This window comes from Lentzea sp. NPDC042327 (assembly GCF_040647275.1).
In the GTDB taxonomy this organism is placed as follows: domain Bacteria; phylum Actinomycetota; class Actinomycetes; order Mycobacteriales; family Pseudonocardiaceae; genus Lentzea.
Window position 1 is genome coordinate 87762 of record NZ_JBEZBX010000016.1, and the last position, 15259, is coordinate 103020.

Sequence of the window (15259 nt, forward strand, 5' to 3'; positions counted from 1 at the left end):
GACGGCATCTGCAAGTACCACCAACCCTTGATCAAACCACCGCTGACTACCACCAACTTGTTCGCCGTGCACCGAACCTGGCCGGGCGCGGCGGGGAGCCGGAAGCGCTGTTGGTAGTAGAAAAGTGCTGGTTGATGTTGAGTTGGTGGTACTTGCAGATGCGGGGGCGGGCAGGGGGTCCGCTACGGTCGGGGGACCGGGCGATCTGTGGGGAGGGGCCGTGGAGTTCCAGGACGTCGTGCGCAAGCGGCGCATGGTGCGGAAGTTCACCGACGAGCCGGTCAGCGACGAGAGCCTGCGGCGGATCATGCGCAACGCGGTGCGCGGGCCGTCGGCCGGGTTCTCGCAGGGGCAGGGGTTCCTGGTGCTGCAGGGGGAGTCGCTGCGGCGGTTCCGGGAGCGGTGCCAGGTCTGGGCCACCGACGACACGAAAGCCGCGCCGGTGCTGGTGGTGCCGATGTCGGTCAAGGACACCTACCTCGACCGGTACGCGCAGCCGGACAAGGGCTGGACCGACCGCAGCGAGGACCACTGGCCGGTGCCGTACTGGCACGTCGACACCGGCATGGCGGCGCTGCTGATCCTGCAGACCGCGGTCGACGAGGGACTGGGCGCGGTGTTCTTCGGGATACCGCGGGAGGAGTGGCCGGCGTTCCGGGCGGAGTTCGGCGTGCCGGACACGCACGAGCCGATCGGAGCCATCGCCATCGGGCACCCGGCGGAGACCGAGGTGTCGCCGGGGGCGTCGCCGCGGACGCGGAAGCGTTCGGCGTTCGAGGAGGTCGTGCGCTGGGGGCAGTGGGGGTGACGACGGCGTTCCGGCTGCTCGGGCCGCTGGAGGTCGTGCTCGGCGGACGGCACGTGCACGTGCCACCGGGCAAGCGCCGGGTGGTGCTGGCCGCGCTGCTGGTGCGGGTGCGGCAGGTGGTCGGGGTGGACGAGCTCGTCGACCTGGTCGGCGGCACCCGCAACGCGCTGCAGACGACGATCGGACGGCTGCGGGAGGACCTCGGCGACCCGGAGCTGATCAGGACGCGACCGGGCGGGTACCTGCTCGACGTCGACCCCGCCGAGGTCGACCTGCACCTGTTCGGGCACGCGGAACCGGAGGTGGCGCTGGGGCTGTGGCGCGGGCGGCCGTTCGCCGACATCGGCAGCGACCGGCTGGAACGCGACCACGGGCCCGCGCTCGTCGAGACCCACCTCGCGGCGCTGGAGGCGCGGATCGAGGGGGACCTGCGCCGGGGCCGGCCCGAGCAGCTGGTGCCGGAGCTGCGGGCGCTCACCCGGCAGCACCCGGTGCGGGAACGGATGTGGGCCCAGCTCGTGCACGCCCTGCACCGCAGCGGCCGGCCGGCCGAGGCGTTGCGGGCCTACGAGGAGGTGCGCCGCAGGCTCGCCGACGAGCTCGGCGTCGATCCGGGCGCCGAGCTGCAGCAGGCGCACCAGCAGGTGCTGCGGGCGGACAACCGGCCCAGGGCGCGCAACGACCTGCCGGGCGACATCGCGGACTTCGCCGGACGGCAGGACGACCTGGACCGGGTGCTCGCCGCGGTGCCGCCGGGGTGCGTGGCGATCACGGCGATCGACGGCATGGCGGGCATCGGCAAGACGACGCTCGCGGTGCGGGCGGCACACCGGCTCAAGGACCGGTTCCCGGACGCGCAGCTGTTCGTGGACCTGCACTCGCACACCGACGGCGTCGAACCGCGCACGCCGCTGGACGCGTTGCACGCGCTGCTGACCGCCCTCGGGGTGCCCGCGAGGGACGTCCCGGACGAGCTGGACGCGCGAGCGGCGCTGTGGCGTGCGGAGATGGCGCACCGCAGGGCGTTGGTGGTCCTGGACAACGCGGTCAGCGCGGCGCAGGTCCGGCCGCTGCTGCCGGGCAGCGGGCTGGTGCTCGTCACGAGCCGGCACCGGCTGGTGGACCTGGACGCGGCCCGCACGATCTCACTGGACGTGCTGCCCGAGCAGGACGCGCTGGACCTGCTGACGGGCATCGTCGGCCCGCGCGCCGGCCAGGACCCGCGGGCGGCCCGCGAGATCGTCCGGCTGTGCGGGTGCCTGCCGCTGGCGGTGCGGATCGCCGGTGCGCGGTGGCGGACGCGACCGGCGTGGACCGCGCAGGACCTGAGGCGCCGGCTCGGCGAGCAGCGGCTGACCGAGCTGGCGGCGGGGGAGCGCAGCGTCGCGAAGGCGTTCGCGATGAGCTACGACCAGCTCACCGGCGAGCAGCAGCGGTTGTTCCGGCTGCTCGGGCTGCACCCCGGCGACGACTGGGACGCGTCCCTCGCCGCCGCGCTGATCGGCACGACCCGGCCCGACGCGGAACGGTTGCTGGACGCGCTGCTCGACGCACACCTGGTGCAGCAACGGGACAACGGCCGCTACCGCTTCCACGACCTGCTGGCTGACCACGCGAAGGCGAGCGTCCTCCCGGACGAACGGGAGGAGGGCGTCGTGCGCGTCCTCGACCACTACCTGCACAACGCCGCCGCGGCGGAGGTCCTGATGTCGCCCGGCAACCCGCGGATCCCGCTGGCGGTGCGGTACCCGCCGCTCGACCCGCCGCCGCTCGCGAACGCCCGCCAAGCCGCGGCGTGGCTCGACACCGAGCGCCGCAACCTGCGGGCCGCCGTGTACCTGGCCGCCTACCAGGGCCACTACGAGCACGCCTGGCAGCTGCCGCACCACCTGTCGCAGTACCTGCTGAACCGCGGCCACGGCCGTGACCGCGTGGAGGTGCACAGCCTCGCGCTCGCCGCCGCGTACCAGCTCGGCGACCTCCGTGCCCGCGCGGAGGCGTTGAAGGGCCTGGGCAGGGCGCACTTCGCCCGTCCCGGCGGCAACCCGGCCGAGCACCTGCACGCGGCGCTCGACCTCATGCGCCAGATCGGTGACGTGCGCGGGGAGGCCTCGGTCCTCGGGCTGCTCGGCATCACCGCGCGGGAGGCGAACGACCTCGACGCGGCACAGGGGCACTTCGAACGCGGCCTGGAGCTGATGCGCCAGGTAGGTGCGCCCACCGGTGAGGCGAGCGCGCTGCACCACGTCGGCGTGATGCACGCGCTGCGCGGCGACAACGACCGGGCCATGACGCACATCAGGGCGGCGCTGGCGCTGCTGGAGGAGCACGGCGACCGCAACCGGGCCGCGATGGCGTTGCAGGACATCAGCTTCGTGCACTACAACCTGGGCGACGACGACGAGTGCGTCGCCCACCTGGAGCTGTCGCTCGCGGCGTTCCACGAGGCGGGCGACTGGCGCGGTGAGGCGTTCGCGCGCACCGACTTCGCCCACACCGCGCTGGAGCTCGGCAGGCCGGCCAAGGCGCTGGAGATGGCACGCACGGCGGCGGCGTTGTGCCGCACCGGAACCGGGCTGGCCGACGACGACGCGGTGCTGCGCGGCCTGGCCGACGCCGAGGACGGCTACGGCGAGCTCGGCCTGTCGTTCGCGCTGGCCATCGCGGCCGAGGTCGAGGGACGGCTGCACGACGCCGTCCGGTACGCGCGGTGGTGCGTGGACGCGATCACGCGGTCCGGCCGCCACTGGGCCGGTGACCGCGTGCTGGGCCAGCTGTGCCGGCTGCACGCGGCGCTCGGCGACCACGGGACCGCCGTCGCCTTCGGGGAACGGGCGGTCCGCGCCGCCGAGGGCCTGAACCAGCCCAGGGCGGTCGCCGTCGCCCGCGCGCTCCTCGCCGCTGCTACAACCACAGCCCCAGCAGCACCAGCGCGGTGACGGCCGCGGCCACGACCGCCACGGCCACCCACTGCTCCACGACGTCCCTCGTCCTGCGCATTCCCGGCTCCCCTCGGTGGTGTGGCCACCGAGGGTGCGCGGCACCGCCCACACCTCGTCCCCACCGCGGTCACACCGGCTCACCCGGCGGAACGGTGGTGACGGGACTGCGTGCGCGCAGTGGTGCGCTGAGTGTGCGCCGTGAACGTCCGGTTGATCTGATCGGGCGACGTCCCACCGCCAAAGTGTGGATCAAGGTCGCACCATCTGGCGCCGTCGGGCACCGGACTGGTTGCGTTCGGGGCATCACGTCCACCGCGCGGAGGTCCCACGCCCATGCAGCCGTTCCAGCTGCCGGAGTTCTACACGCCCCACCCGGCCCGGCTGAACCCGAACCTCGAACGCGCCCGCGTCCACACGCGGGCCTGGGCGTGCGAGATGGACATGGTCGACGCGCCGCAGCACGGCACGGTGATCTGGACCGCCGCTGACCTCGAAGCGCACGACTACGCGCTGCTCTGCGCGTACACGCACCCCGACTGCGACGGGGAGGCGCTCGACCTGATCACCGACTGGTACGTCTGGGTCTTCTACTTCGACGACCACTTCGTCGAGCTGTACAAGCGCACCAGGGACGTCCCGGGCGCGCAGGCCCACCTCGACCGGTTGCCGCTGTTCATGCCGGTCGACGGCCACATCACCGCACACCCGGCGAACCCGGTGGAGAAGGGCCTCGCCGACCTGTGGCGCCGCACGGTCGGCCGGCACTCGCTCGACTGGCGGGAGCGGTTCGCCGCCAACACGAAGCACCTGCTCGACGAGTCGATGTGGGAGCTGCACAACATCAGCGCGGCCCGGCTCGCCAACCCGATCGAGTACGTGGAGATGCGCCGCAAGGTCGGTGGCGCACCGTGGTCGGCGAACCTCGTCGAGCACGCCGTCGGCCTCGAGGTGCCCGCGCGCATCGCGCTGTCCCGGCCGATCGGCGTGCTGCGCGACACCTTCAGCGACGCCGTGCACCTGCGCAACGACCTGTTCTCCTACGAGCGCGAGGTGCTCGACGAGGGCGAGCTGTCCAACGGCGTGCTGGTGTTCGAGAAGTTCCTCGGCCTGTCCACCCAGGCCGCCGCGGACGCCGTCAACGACCTGCTGACCTCGCGCCTGCACCAGTTCGAGCACACCGCGCTCACCGAGGTGCCGATCCTGCTCGACGAGCACGGCATCGACCCCGTCGGCCGCGCGGCCGTCCTGGGTTACGTGAAGGGCCTGCAGGACTGGCAGGCGGGCGGTCACGAGTGGCACCTGCGGTCCTCGCGGTACATGAACTCCGGTCCGCCGCCGCAGCTCGGCGTCCTGGGCTCGTTCGCCAAGACCCTGCCGCAGCGGCTCCGGCAGTTCTCCAGCACGCCCAGGGTCGTCGAGCCGTACGCGCTGCCGGCGTTCGAGGTGCCGTTCACCCTCTCCCTGGCACCGCACCTGGACCAGGCCCGCGACCAGGTGGTCGCGTGGGCGGTCGAGCAGGGCATGACCGGTGAGGGCGTCTGGGACGAGGCCCAGGTCCGCGGGTTCGACTTCCCGCTGTGCTCGGCGGGCATCGACCCGGACGCCACGGCGCAGGAGCTGTACTTGTCCGGCTGCTGGCTCACCTGGGGCACCTACGCCGACGACGCCTACCCGCTGTGGTTCGGCCGGACCCGCGACCTGCTCGGCGTGAAGACGCAGACCACCCGCCTCAAGGCGTGCATGCCGGTCGACCTCGTGCAGACCGTGGTGCCAGCCAACGCGATGGAGCGCTCGCTGGCCGAGCTCTGGCAGCGGACCGCGGCGCCGATGAACCCGGCCTTCCGCGCCACGTTCCGCCAGACCGTCGACGCCATGCTCGACGCGTGGGTGTGGGAGGTGGTCAACATGCACCACAACCGCATCCCGGACCCCGTGGACTACGTGGAGATGCGGCGCAGCACGTTCGGCTCCGAGCTGACGACGTCGCTGTCCCGCTTCTCGCACTCCGCGATCGTTCCCGAGCAGCTGTGGCAGACGCGGGTCGTGCAGACGATGGAGCGGTCGGCCATGGACTACTGCACGATGCTCAACGACGTCTTCTCGTACCGCAAGGAGATCCAGCACGAGGGCGAGGTGCACAACATGGTGCGCGTCGTCGAGAACTTCCTCGGCGTGCCGCAGAGCCGTGCCTTCGAGCTGACCTACGCGCTGATGGACGCCCGGCTCGGCCAGTTCGTGCGGTCCGTCGAGACCGACCTGCCGAAGATGTTCGACGACCTGGCCCTGGACGCCGGTGCGCGGGCCGGCCTGACGCGGTACGCCGACGAGCTGAAGGACTGGATCGCCGGGATCATCCACTGGCACGAGGAGACCAGCCGGTACGACGAGGCCGGCGCGCTGCCGGTGGGCCGGCTCCCGGTCTTCCACCGCGGTCCCACCGGTCTGGGCACCGCGGCCGCCCGGCTCACCTCCCGAACGCCGGGCTGAGCCCCCGGTCAGCCCCGGTCAGCCACTGACAGCCGTTGGTCAGCCCCCGGTCAGCGCACCCCGCCACGGTGTGCGCATCGGCCACTCCACAGGGGGAGCACCATGACGAACGTCCTCATCTCCGGCGCCAGCATCGGCGGTCCGGCGCTGGCCTACTGGTTGCGCCACCACGGCTTCGACGTCACCGTCGTCGAACGCCACCGCGGCCTGCGCCCCGGCGGCCAGGCCGTCGACGTCCGCGGTCCTGCGCTCGACGTGGTGGAGCGGATGGGCCTGGGGGACCGGTTGCGGTCCATGACCACGGGCATGCGCGGCATGAGCGTGGTCGACGAGGAGGGCACCGAGCTCCACCGCTCCACCGAGCACACGCTGACCGGCGGCGACCTCGCCAGCCCCGACGTCGAGGTCATGCGCGACGACCTGGCCCGCCTGCTGTTCGACGCGGTGGAGGGCGTCGAGTACCTCTTCGACGACACCATCACCGCGATCGACGGCACCCGCGTCACGTTCGAGCGGGCCGCCCCGCGGGACTTCGACGTGGTCGTGGGCGCGGACGGGCTGCACTCGAACGTCCGGCGGCTCGTGTTCGGTCCCGAGGCGCAGTTCGTCCGCCACCTGGGCACGAACCTCGCCGTGTTCACCGCGCCGAACTTCCTGGGCCTCGACCACTGGCAGGTGTTCCAGCAGGGCGAGGTCGTCGGCGGCGGGGTCATGAGCGCCCGCGCCAACGCGGAGTGCCGGGTCTACATGGGGTTCTACGGCGAGGTGGACTTCGACCACCGCGACGTCGAGGCCCAGCGGCGGCTGGTGGCGGAGGAGTTCGCCGACGCCGGGTGGGAGTGGCAGACCGCGCTCAAGCACATGTGGGAGGCGCCGGACTTCCACTTCGACGCCATGGCGCAGGTCCGGATGCCGTCCTGGTCGCGCGGTGGCGTCGTGCTGCTCGGCGACGCCGGCTACTGCGGTTCGCCGTTGTCCGGTCAGGGCACGAGCTTGGCGCTCGTCGGTGCGTACGTGCTGGCCGGCGAGCTGAGCGTGAACCGCGAGACCGCGTTCCAGCGCTACGAGGAGCTGCTGCGCCCGTACGTGACGGCCAACCAGGACATGGCGCTGAAGAACCAGGCCAACGGCGGGCAGCCGACCGAGGAGTTCGCCGCGGTCGTGAGCTCATTCCAGCTCCCCGGCCGCTGATGGCCCGGCTCACAGCCATTTGACTCGGGGTGATCCCTCCCGCACGATCGGGTGGACAACAGCATCCGCACGCCGCGGGGGAAGCCGGTGGAACTCCGGCGCTGACCCGCAACGGTGACAGTCCGAATGCCCGTGGCGCGCGGTGGCTCCATCGACCCGTCGAGGACAGCGGGGCAGGGGGAAGAGCAGTGATCCGGACATCCGCGCTGGCCGCAGTGGTAGCGGCCGCGCTCGTCGTGACACCGGCCGCTCAGGCGGCCGAGCCGCCGTCAGCGGGAACGTGGCTGGCCGGCCAGTTCGTCGGTGGCGACCACCTGGTGAAGGGGCCGGACCTCGTCGACCACGGCCTGACCGCGGACGGCGTCTACGGGCTCGCGGCCGCCGGTGTCGGCCGGTCGACGGCGGTGCGGGCCGCGGCGTGGCTCGCCGAACCCGAGCAGTTCCAGTACTTCGCGGGCGACGGCGAGGCCGAGTCCTACGTCGGTGGCCTGGTGAAGCTCGCGCTGGTCGCGCAGGCGCTGGGCACCGACCCGCACGCGTTCGCCGGTGCCGACCTGCTCGAACGCCTTGCGGCGCTGCGGGAGGAGTCCGGCCGCTACCGCGACCGCACCGACCCCGACTACGACCAGACCAACGCGTTCACGCAGGCGCTGGCGATCATCGTGTTGACCCGCGCCGACCAGCCGGTGGCGCAGCCGGTCGCGTTCCAGGTGTCCACGCAGTGCGCTGACGGCGGGTTCCCGATCTCGTTCGGGCAGCCGGTCTGCAAGTCCGATGTGGACGCGACGGCGATCGTGCTGCAGGCGTTGCAGGCGGCGGGGGAGCCGACGGCGTCCGCGCGGGCGCTGGACTGGCTGGTGGCGCAGCAGAAGGCGGACGGCGGGTTCCCGTCGGCGTTGCAGGGCTCGAACGCCAACAGCACCGGCCTCGCGGTCGGCGCGCTCGTCGAGGGTGGCCGGACGGCGGCCGCGGACCGGGCCGTGGCGTACCTGCGGTCGTTGCAGGTCGGCTGTGCCGGACCGGAGGCCGCTCGCGGCGCGATCGCCTACGACAGCACGGGTTTCGAGGTCTACGGCGCCGTGCGCGCGACCACCCAGGCGATGCTCGGCCTGGCCCGCAAGGGCCTCGCCGACGTGTCGTTCGCCGGTGCCACGCCCGGTGTGCCCGCGGTCGACTGCGCGACCCCGCCGACCACCACGCCCCCGTCGACCACCGCACAGCCGACCGTGCCGCCGACGACGACCGCTCCGGTGACCACCTCGTCGACGGCCACCCCGGTCGCTCCCGCGCCGGCCGGTCCGACGCCCCCGGCCACTCAGCGGCTCGCCGCGACCGGCCCCGAGGAGGCCGTCGCGCTGACCCTGCTCGGTTCCTCCGCGCTGCTCGCCGGCGCCGTGCTCGTCCTCGTGTCCCGTCGTCGGAAGGTTGGTGCGTGATGCGCCGCATCCTCGCTGTCCTCGCCCTGGTCGCGAGCTCGTTCGTCGTCGCACCCGCCTCCGCCGCGGACTGCGCGGGCGTGAAGGTCGTGGTGGACTTCACCGCGCTGGGCGGCGGCGTCCAGACCGGCTGCGCTCCCGGCGACCCGGCCACCGGTCTCGCCGCGCTGACCGGCGCGGGCTTCACGTACTCGTTCGTGCCGCGCCAGGCCGGTTTCGTGTGCCGGATCAACGCGCTGCCGAACCCGTGCACCGCGCCCACGACCAGCGCCTACTGGTCGTACTGGCACGCCTCGCCCGGCGGTTCCTGGGCCTACAGCTCCGCGGGTGCGGGCAGCTACGACCCGGCGCCCGGCAGCGTCGAGGGCTGGGCGTTCGGTGCCGGCACCGCCCCCGGCGCCACCCCGTGACGAGGTTCTTCTGCGTGCTGGCACTGGTGATCGCCGCGGCGGTCCCGGTGCCGGCTCAGGCGGCGGGCTGCGACGGCGTGACCGTCGTCGTCGACTTCCGCGGTCTCGGCGGTGGTGTGCAGCAGGGGTGCGCGGCGGGCAGTCCGGGTTCCGGGGTGGCGGCGCTGGCGGCGGCCGGGTTCAGCTACGCCTACGCGTCACGGCAGCAGGGGTTCGTCTGCCGCATCAACGGCAGGCCGGGCACCGACACCGACAGGTGCGTCACCACCTCGCCCGCCACCGCGTACTGGTCGTACTGGCACGCGCCACCCGGTGGTTCGTGGTCCTACAGCAACCAGGGCGCGGCGACCTACGTGCCGGCCCGCGGCAGCGTCGAGGGGTGGGCGTTCGGCGCGGGGGAGCAGCCGGGGATCGCCCCGCCGGCCGCACCCGCACCTGCACCGCCACCGGTCCAGCAGCCGCCCGCTCAGCAACCCCCTGCCCAACAGCCTCCGGCCCAGCAACCGCCCGCACCGCCGCAGGTCCCCGTGACCCCGCCTGCCGGGCAGCCGTCCACCACTGCACCGCCCTCGTCCTCTGCCGCGACGACTTCGGCGTCGGCTTCGGAGCCGTCTTCGAGCACGGCCGCCGCCGTGACCTCGGCCGCGGTCGAGGAGAAGGCGCAGCAGCAGGACCAGGAGCCGGGTAGTCCGTTGTGGACGGTGCTCGGCGTGCTGGCGATCGGCGCGCTGGTCGTGGCGGGACTGCTCGTGGCCCGTCGCCGGCGCAGCGCGGAAGAGTGAGCGCTCGGCGGAGGTCCGCGGCGTGAGGCTCCACTCCGGCGCGTGGTGGCTGTGGGCCCTGGGCCTGGCCACCGCCGCCAGCCGCACCACGAACCCGTTGCTGCTGGGCCTGGTCCTGGCGGTGGCGGGGGTCGTGGTCGTGACGTGCCGCGCGAACACGCCGTGGGCGGGAACCTACGGCGTGTTCCTCAGGTTCGGTCTGCTGGTCATCGGCCTGCGGGTGCTGCTGCACGTGTTCCTCGGCGGCATCGCGGGCCCGACGACGTTGTTCACCCTGCCGCAGGTCCCGTTGCCGGACTGGGCGCAGGGCATCCGCATCGGCGGACCGGTGACCGCGGAGGGGCTGGTCTTCGCGCTGTACCAGGGGTTGCTGCTCGCCACGATCCTGAGCTGCGTCGGCGCCGCGAACGCCCTCGCCAACCCGAAACGCCTCCTGCGCTCCCTGCCCGCCGCGCTGTACGAGGTGAGCGTGGCCGTGGTGGTGGCGCTGACCGTTGCGCCGCAACTGGTGTCGTCGGCGCGTTCGGTCCGCAGGGCCCGCCGGTTGCGCGGTGACGCGGCTCGCGGCGTGCGCGCGATCCGCACGCTGCTGGTGCCGGTGCTGGAGGACGCGCTGGAACGCTCGCTCGTCCTCGCCGCCTCCATGGACTCGCGCGGCTACGGCCGCACCGCCGGCATCTCGCGCCGCGACCGCGCGGTGACCGGCGCACTGGTCCTGGCGGGCCTCTTCGGCCTCTGCATCGGCACGTACGGCCTGCTCGCCGACGCCTACTCCGGCTGGCCCCTGCTCGCGCTCGGCGTGCTGCTGGCCGTCGCGGGCCTGCTGGTCGGCGCCCGCCGGGTGCCGCGCACCCGCTACCGCCCCGACCGCTGGACCCCGCGCGCGGTCGCCGTGGCGCTGAGCGGCGTGGCGAGCGCCGCGGCACTGGTGCTCTCGACCGACCCGGCGCTGTCGCCGGCGACGGTCCCGCTGCAGGCACCCGAACTACCGCTCGCACCGGCGCTGGCCGTGCTGGTGGCGCTGGCACCGCTGGGGATCGCGAGGGAACGATGATCAGGTTCGAGGACGTCACCATCACCTACACCGGCACCCCGGTGCTCACCGGCCTGTCCGCGGAGATCCCCGAGGGAGAGCTCTGCCTGGTCGTCGGCCGCACCGGCGCGGGCAAGTCGACGTTCCTGCGCGCGATCAACGGCCTCGTCCCGCACTTCAGCGGCGGCACCCTGGAGGGCCGCGTCCTCGTCGACGGCCGCGACACCGCCCACCACCCACCCCGCGAACTCGCCGACGTGGTCGGCTTCGTCGGCCAGGACCCGCAGGCGGGCTTCGTGGCGGACAACGTCGAGGACGAGCTGGCCTACTCCATGGAGTCCCTCGGCCTGCCCGGCGACGTCATGCGCAAGCGGGTGGAGGAAACCCTGGACCTGCTGGGCATCGCGGACCTGCGCGACCGTCCACTCGCGACCCTGAGCGGCGGCCAGCAACAACGCGTCGCCATCGGCGCCGCCCTCACCGCCCACCCGCGCGTCCTGGTGCTGGACGAACCCACCTCCGCCCTCGACCCCGGCGCCGCCGAGGACGTCCTGGCAGCCGTGCAACGCCTGGTGCACGACCTCGGCATGACCGTCGTGATCGCCGAACACCGCCTCGAACGCGTGGCCCAGTACGCCGACTCCGCGCTGCTCCTGCCGGGCGGCGAGCTGGGGGACGTGGGCGCGACCCTGGCCAAGGCCCCGGTCGCCCCGCCCGTGGTGCGCCTGGCGCAGCTGGCGGGGTGGACGCCGGTGCCGGTCTCGGTCAGGGACGCGCGCCGCATGGCCAAGGACTTCAGGGCCCGGCTCACCGAACCACCTGCTGCAACGGCACCACGCGGTGACACCGCCCTTGCGGTCGACCAGGTCGTCGTCAAGTACGGCGACGTCCACGCCGTGCGCAACGTTTCCCTCCAGGTCGCGCACGGCGAACGCGTGGCGCTGATGGGCCGCAACGGTTCCGGCAAGTCCACCTTCCTGTGGGCCGCCCAGGGCAGCGGCCGCCGCACCTCCGGCACCGTCACCGTCGCCGGCACCGACCCGAAGACCCTCAAGCCCGCCGAGCGCCGCCGCACCGTCGCCCTGGTCCCCCAGCAGCCGAGCGACCTGCTCTACCTGGAGACCGTCGCCGACGAGTGCGCCCAGGCCGACCGCGAGTCCGGCCGCCCCGCGGGGACGTGCCGCGCTGTGCTGGACGGCCTGGCCGACGTCCCCGACGGGACGCACCCGCGTGATCTGTCCGAGGGGCAACGGCTCGCGCTCGTGCTCGCGGTCATGCTGACCGGCACCCCGCGGGTGCTGCTGCTCGACGAACCGACCCGCGGTCTCGACTACCCGGCCAAGGCCGCGCTCGCGCGGGTGCTCGCAGGTCTGGGGAGCGCGGTCGTCCTGGCCACCCACGACGTCGAGTTCGTCGCGGAGTTCGCGACGCGCGTGGTGGTGCTGGCCGACGGCGAGGTCGTCGCGGACGGGCCCGCGCGTGCGGTGGTCACGTCGTCGCCGGTGTTCGCGCCGCAGGTCAGCAAGGTCCTCGGGCCGTGGTTGACCGTGGAGGAGGTCGAGGCAGCGCGATGATCGCCCTCCGCACCCGCTCGGCCGTCGCGCTCGCGATCTCCGGGGTTCTCGGGCTGGCCGCGTTCACGTGGCCGTTGTTCATCGCGCCGACCAGTGACCTCGCACGTGGTGGTGACGCGCCGTGGACGTTCGCGTTGCTGCTGCCGGTGGTGCTGGCCGTGGTGCTCGCGGAGATCAGCGACCGCGGCATGGACTCCAAGGCGGTCGCGATGCTCGGCGTGCTGTCGGCGCTCGGTGCCGCCATCCGGCCGCTCGGCGCGGGCACCGCCGGCATCGAGACGGTCTTCTTCCTCATGGTTCTCGGCGGGCGGGTGTTCGGGCCGGGGTTCGGGTTCGTGCTGGGCAACACGACGTTGTTCGCCTCCGCCCTGCTGACCGGCGGCGTCGGGCCGTGGCTGCCGTACCAGATGCTCGGCGCGGCCTGGGTCGCGCTCGGGGCCGGGCTGCTGCCGCAGTGGCGCGGCAAGGCGGAGATCGCGCTGCTCGCCGGGTACGGGGTGGTCAGCTCGCTGGTCTACGGGTTCCTGCTGAACCTGTCGTTCTGGCCGTTCGCGGCCGGCGAGGGCACGAGCGTCAGCTTCGATCCGGAGGCCTCCGCCGCGCAGAACCTCGTGAAGCTCGCCGCGTTCACCCTCGCCACCTCGCTCGGCTGGGACCTCGGGCGTGCCGCCACCACCGCCGTGCTGGTCGCGGTGACGGGGCCGGTGCTGCTCAGGACGTTGCGCCGGGCGGCGCGAAAAGCGGCCTTCCTGCCCGGTCGCGACCGGCCGGAATTGGCTCAGACCATTGACGGCAATCGGGAGGTGTGACCACCCTGTGAGTCGGGCCGCCGCCCCCGACTCGGAGGAGGAGTCGTGAGAACTCGTGTTCTCGCCGCGGTCATCACCGTGACCGCCGCGCTCTCCGTCAGTGCGCAGTCGCAGGCCGCGGAACCGTTGCAGGGCCTGGTGCCGGTCCCGGTCTCCGTGCAGGCACGCGCCGGCGTCACGCACGCGCTGACCGCCACCACCAAGGTCTACACCGCTCCGGCGGCACGGGACGTGGGCGACTTCCTGGCCGGCGTGCTGCGGCCGTCGACCGGGTTCGCGCTGCCGGTGTCCGACACGACCGGCACGCCCGCCGACGGCATCGCGCTCCTGCTCTCCGGTGCGCCGGGCACCGTGGGGCAGCAGGGGTACCAGCTCGACGTGGCCGCGTCCGCGATCACCATTCGCGCCAACACCTCCGAGGGTCTGTTCGCGGGTGTGCAGACGTTGCGGCAGCTGTTGCCCGCCAAGGTGGAGAGCACGACCGCGCAGCCCGGTCCGTGGACCGTGCCGGGTGCGTTGATCGTCGACCACCCGCGGTTCTCCTACCGCGGCGCGATGCTGGACGTGGCACGGCACTTCCACCCCGTCGCCTCGGTCAAGAGCTACCTCGACCAGCTCGCGCTCTACAAGATCAACTACCTCCACCTGCACCTGAGCGACGACCAGGGCTGGCGGATCGTGGTCGACAGCTGGCCGCGGCTCACCTCCCACGGCGGCAGCACGCAGGTCGGCGGCGGCCCCGGCGGCTTCTACACCAAGGCCCAGTACAGCGAGATCGTGCAGTACGCGGCGGCCCGCAAGATCACGGTCATCCCGGAGGTCGACCTGCCGGGCCACACCAACGCGGCGCTCTCCTCGTACGCGGAGCTCAACTGCACCGGCCAGGCCCCGCCGCTGCGCACCGACATCGAGGTCGGCTACTCCTCGTTGTGCGTCAACAAGGACATCACCTACAGGTTCGTCGACGACGTGGTCCGCGAGATCGCGGCGCTGACCCCCGGCCCGTACTTCCACATCGGCGGCGACGAGGCGCACGCGACCACCGACGCCGACTACAAGGCGTTCATGGACCGCGCCCTGCCGATCGTCAAGAAGTACGGCAAGACCGTGCTCGGCTGGCACGAGTTCGTGAAGACGACGACCGACACCGCCGCGATCCCGCAGTACTGGGGCACCTCCACGGCCAACGCGACGGTGCAGGCGGCGGTCGCGCGCGGCAACAAGGTCGTCATGTCGCCCGCGAACAAGGCGTACCTGGACATGAAGTACAACTCCAGCACGCCGATCGGCCTGACGTGGGCGGGCCTGATCGAGGTCCAGACCGCGTACGACTGGAACCCCGGCACGCACCTGAGCGGCGTCCCCGAGTCCGCCGTGCACGGCGTTGAGGCTCCACTGTGGACCGAGACGGTCACGACCTCGAACGACGTCGAGTACCTGGCGTTCCCGCGGCTCGCGGCGATTGCCGAGCTGGCCTGGTCGCCGTGGTCGACGCACAGTTGGGACCAGTTCAAGGTGCGCCTGGGCAGCCACGGCCCGCGCTGGACCACCATGGGCATCAACTTCTACCGGTCCGCCCAGGTCCCGTGGGACACCGGTGGCCCTGGGCCCGGCCCGTGCGCGGAGCCCGCGTGGGACCGCGACAAGGCCTACAGCGGCGGCAACGTCGTTTCGCACGGCGGCCACAGGTGGACCGCGCAGTGGTGGACGCGGGGCGAGGAGCCGGGAACCACCGGGCAGTGGGGTGCGTGGCGCGACGGCGGCGTGTGTTGAGCGCTTCTGGGTAC

11 protein-coding genes and 1 riboswitch are annotated in these 15259 nt (G+C 73.0%); all 11 genes read left to right on the forward strand.

All coding sequences use genetic code 11. The features are described 5' to 3' along the window. Positions 1-220 precede the first annotated feature (220 nt). The 11 genes from AB0A63_RS32730 to AB0A63_RS32780 all read left to right on the forward strand — a co-directional run bounded on the left by AB0A63_RS32730 (position 221) and on the right by AB0A63_RS32780 (position 15245). A complete protein-coding gene (locus AB0A63_RS32730) occupies positions 221-808 on the forward strand; it encodes a nitroreductase family protein (RefSeq protein WP_360398047.1) in 588 nt (195 codons plus the stop codon). Further along, complete coding sequence (locus tag AB0A63_RS32735) at positions 805-3747, forward strand: BTAD domain-containing putative transcriptional regulator (protein WP_360398049.1); 2943 nt, start codon at positions 805-807, stop codon at positions 3745-3747. The genes AB0A63_RS32730 and AB0A63_RS32735 overlap by 4 nt, the downstream gene beginning before the upstream one ends. A gap of 336 nt (positions 3748-4083) precedes the next feature. After that, positions 4084-6237 (forward strand): germacradienol/geosmin synthase, encoded by a 2154-nt coding sequence (locus AB0A63_RS32740; RefSeq protein WP_360398051.1) that lies wholly within the window; start codon positions 4084-4086, stop codon positions 6235-6237. 102 nt (positions 6238-6339) lie between these two features. Further along, positions 6340-7428, forward strand: coding sequence for an FAD-dependent monooxygenase (locus tag AB0A63_RS32745; RefSeq protein ID WP_360398053.1), 1089 nt, complete (start codon positions 6340-6342; stop codon positions 7426-7428). Between the two features lie 44 nt (positions 7429-7472). Further along, positions 7473-7581, forward strand: a riboswitch (cobalamin riboswitch). 35 nt (positions 7582-7616) lie between these two features. Continuing rightward, positions 7617-8864: an LPXTG cell wall anchor domain-containing protein gene (locus tag AB0A63_RS32750; RefSeq protein ID WP_360398055.1), complete on the forward strand. Its 1248-nt coding sequence runs from the start codon at positions 7617-7619 to the stop codon at positions 8862-8864. Continuing rightward, positions 8861-9274, forward strand: coding sequence for a hypothetical protein (locus AB0A63_RS32755; RefSeq protein WP_360398057.1), 414 nt, complete (start codon positions 8861-8863; stop codon positions 9272-9274). Before AB0A63_RS32750 ends, AB0A63_RS32755 begins: the two co-directional genes overlap by 4 nt. Before the next feature lie 14 nt (positions 9275-9288). Further along, on the forward strand, positions 9289-10056 hold the full coding sequence (locus tag AB0A63_RS32760) for a hypothetical protein (RefSeq protein WP_360398059.1): 768 nt from the start codon (positions 9289-9291) through the stop codon (positions 10054-10056). A 22-nt stretch (positions 10057-10078) separates the two neighbouring features. Further along, on the forward strand, positions 10079-11110 hold the full coding sequence (locus tag AB0A63_RS32765; protein ID WP_360398061.1) for a CbiQ family ECF transporter T component: 1032 nt from the start codon (positions 10079-10081) through the stop codon (positions 11108-11110). Further along, positions 11107-12663 carry an ATP-binding cassette domain-containing protein gene (locus tag AB0A63_RS32770; RefSeq protein WP_360398063.1) on the forward strand — a complete coding sequence of 519 codons (1557 nt, stop codon included), beginning with the start codon at positions 11107-11109 and terminating at the stop codon, positions 12661-12663. The genes AB0A63_RS32765 and AB0A63_RS32770 overlap by 4 nt, the downstream gene beginning before the upstream one ends. After that, entirely contained in the window at positions 12660-13472 is an 813-nt protein-coding gene (locus tag AB0A63_RS32775) for an ECF transporter S component (RefSeq protein ID WP_360398065.1), read from the forward strand. The genes AB0A63_RS32770 and AB0A63_RS32775 overlap by 4 nt, the downstream gene beginning before the upstream one ends. A gap of 78 nt (positions 13473-13550) precedes the next feature. Next, complete coding sequence (locus AB0A63_RS32780) at positions 13551-15245, forward strand: family 20 glycosylhydrolase (RefSeq protein WP_360398262.1); 1695 nt, start codon at positions 13551-13553, stop codon at positions 15243-15245. Positions 15246-15259 lie beyond the last annotated feature (14 nt).

Coding starts and splice junctions, on each gene's coding strand:
- AB0A63_RS32775 (WP_360398065.1), top strand. CDS start 12,660: ATGATCGCCCTCCGCACCCGCTCGGCCGTCGCGCTCGCGATCTCCGGG.
- AB0A63_RS32745 (WP_360398053.1), top strand. CDS start 6,340: ATGACGAACGTCCTCATCTCCGGCGCCAGCATCGGCGGTCCGGCGCTG.
- AB0A63_RS32770 (WP_360398063.1), top strand. CDS start 11,107: ATGATCAGGTTCGAGGACGTCACCATCACCTACACCGGCACCCCGGTG.
- AB0A63_RS32740 (WP_360398051.1), top strand. CDS start 4,084: ATGCAGCCGTTCCAGCTGCCGGAGTTCTACACGCCCCACCCGGCCCGG.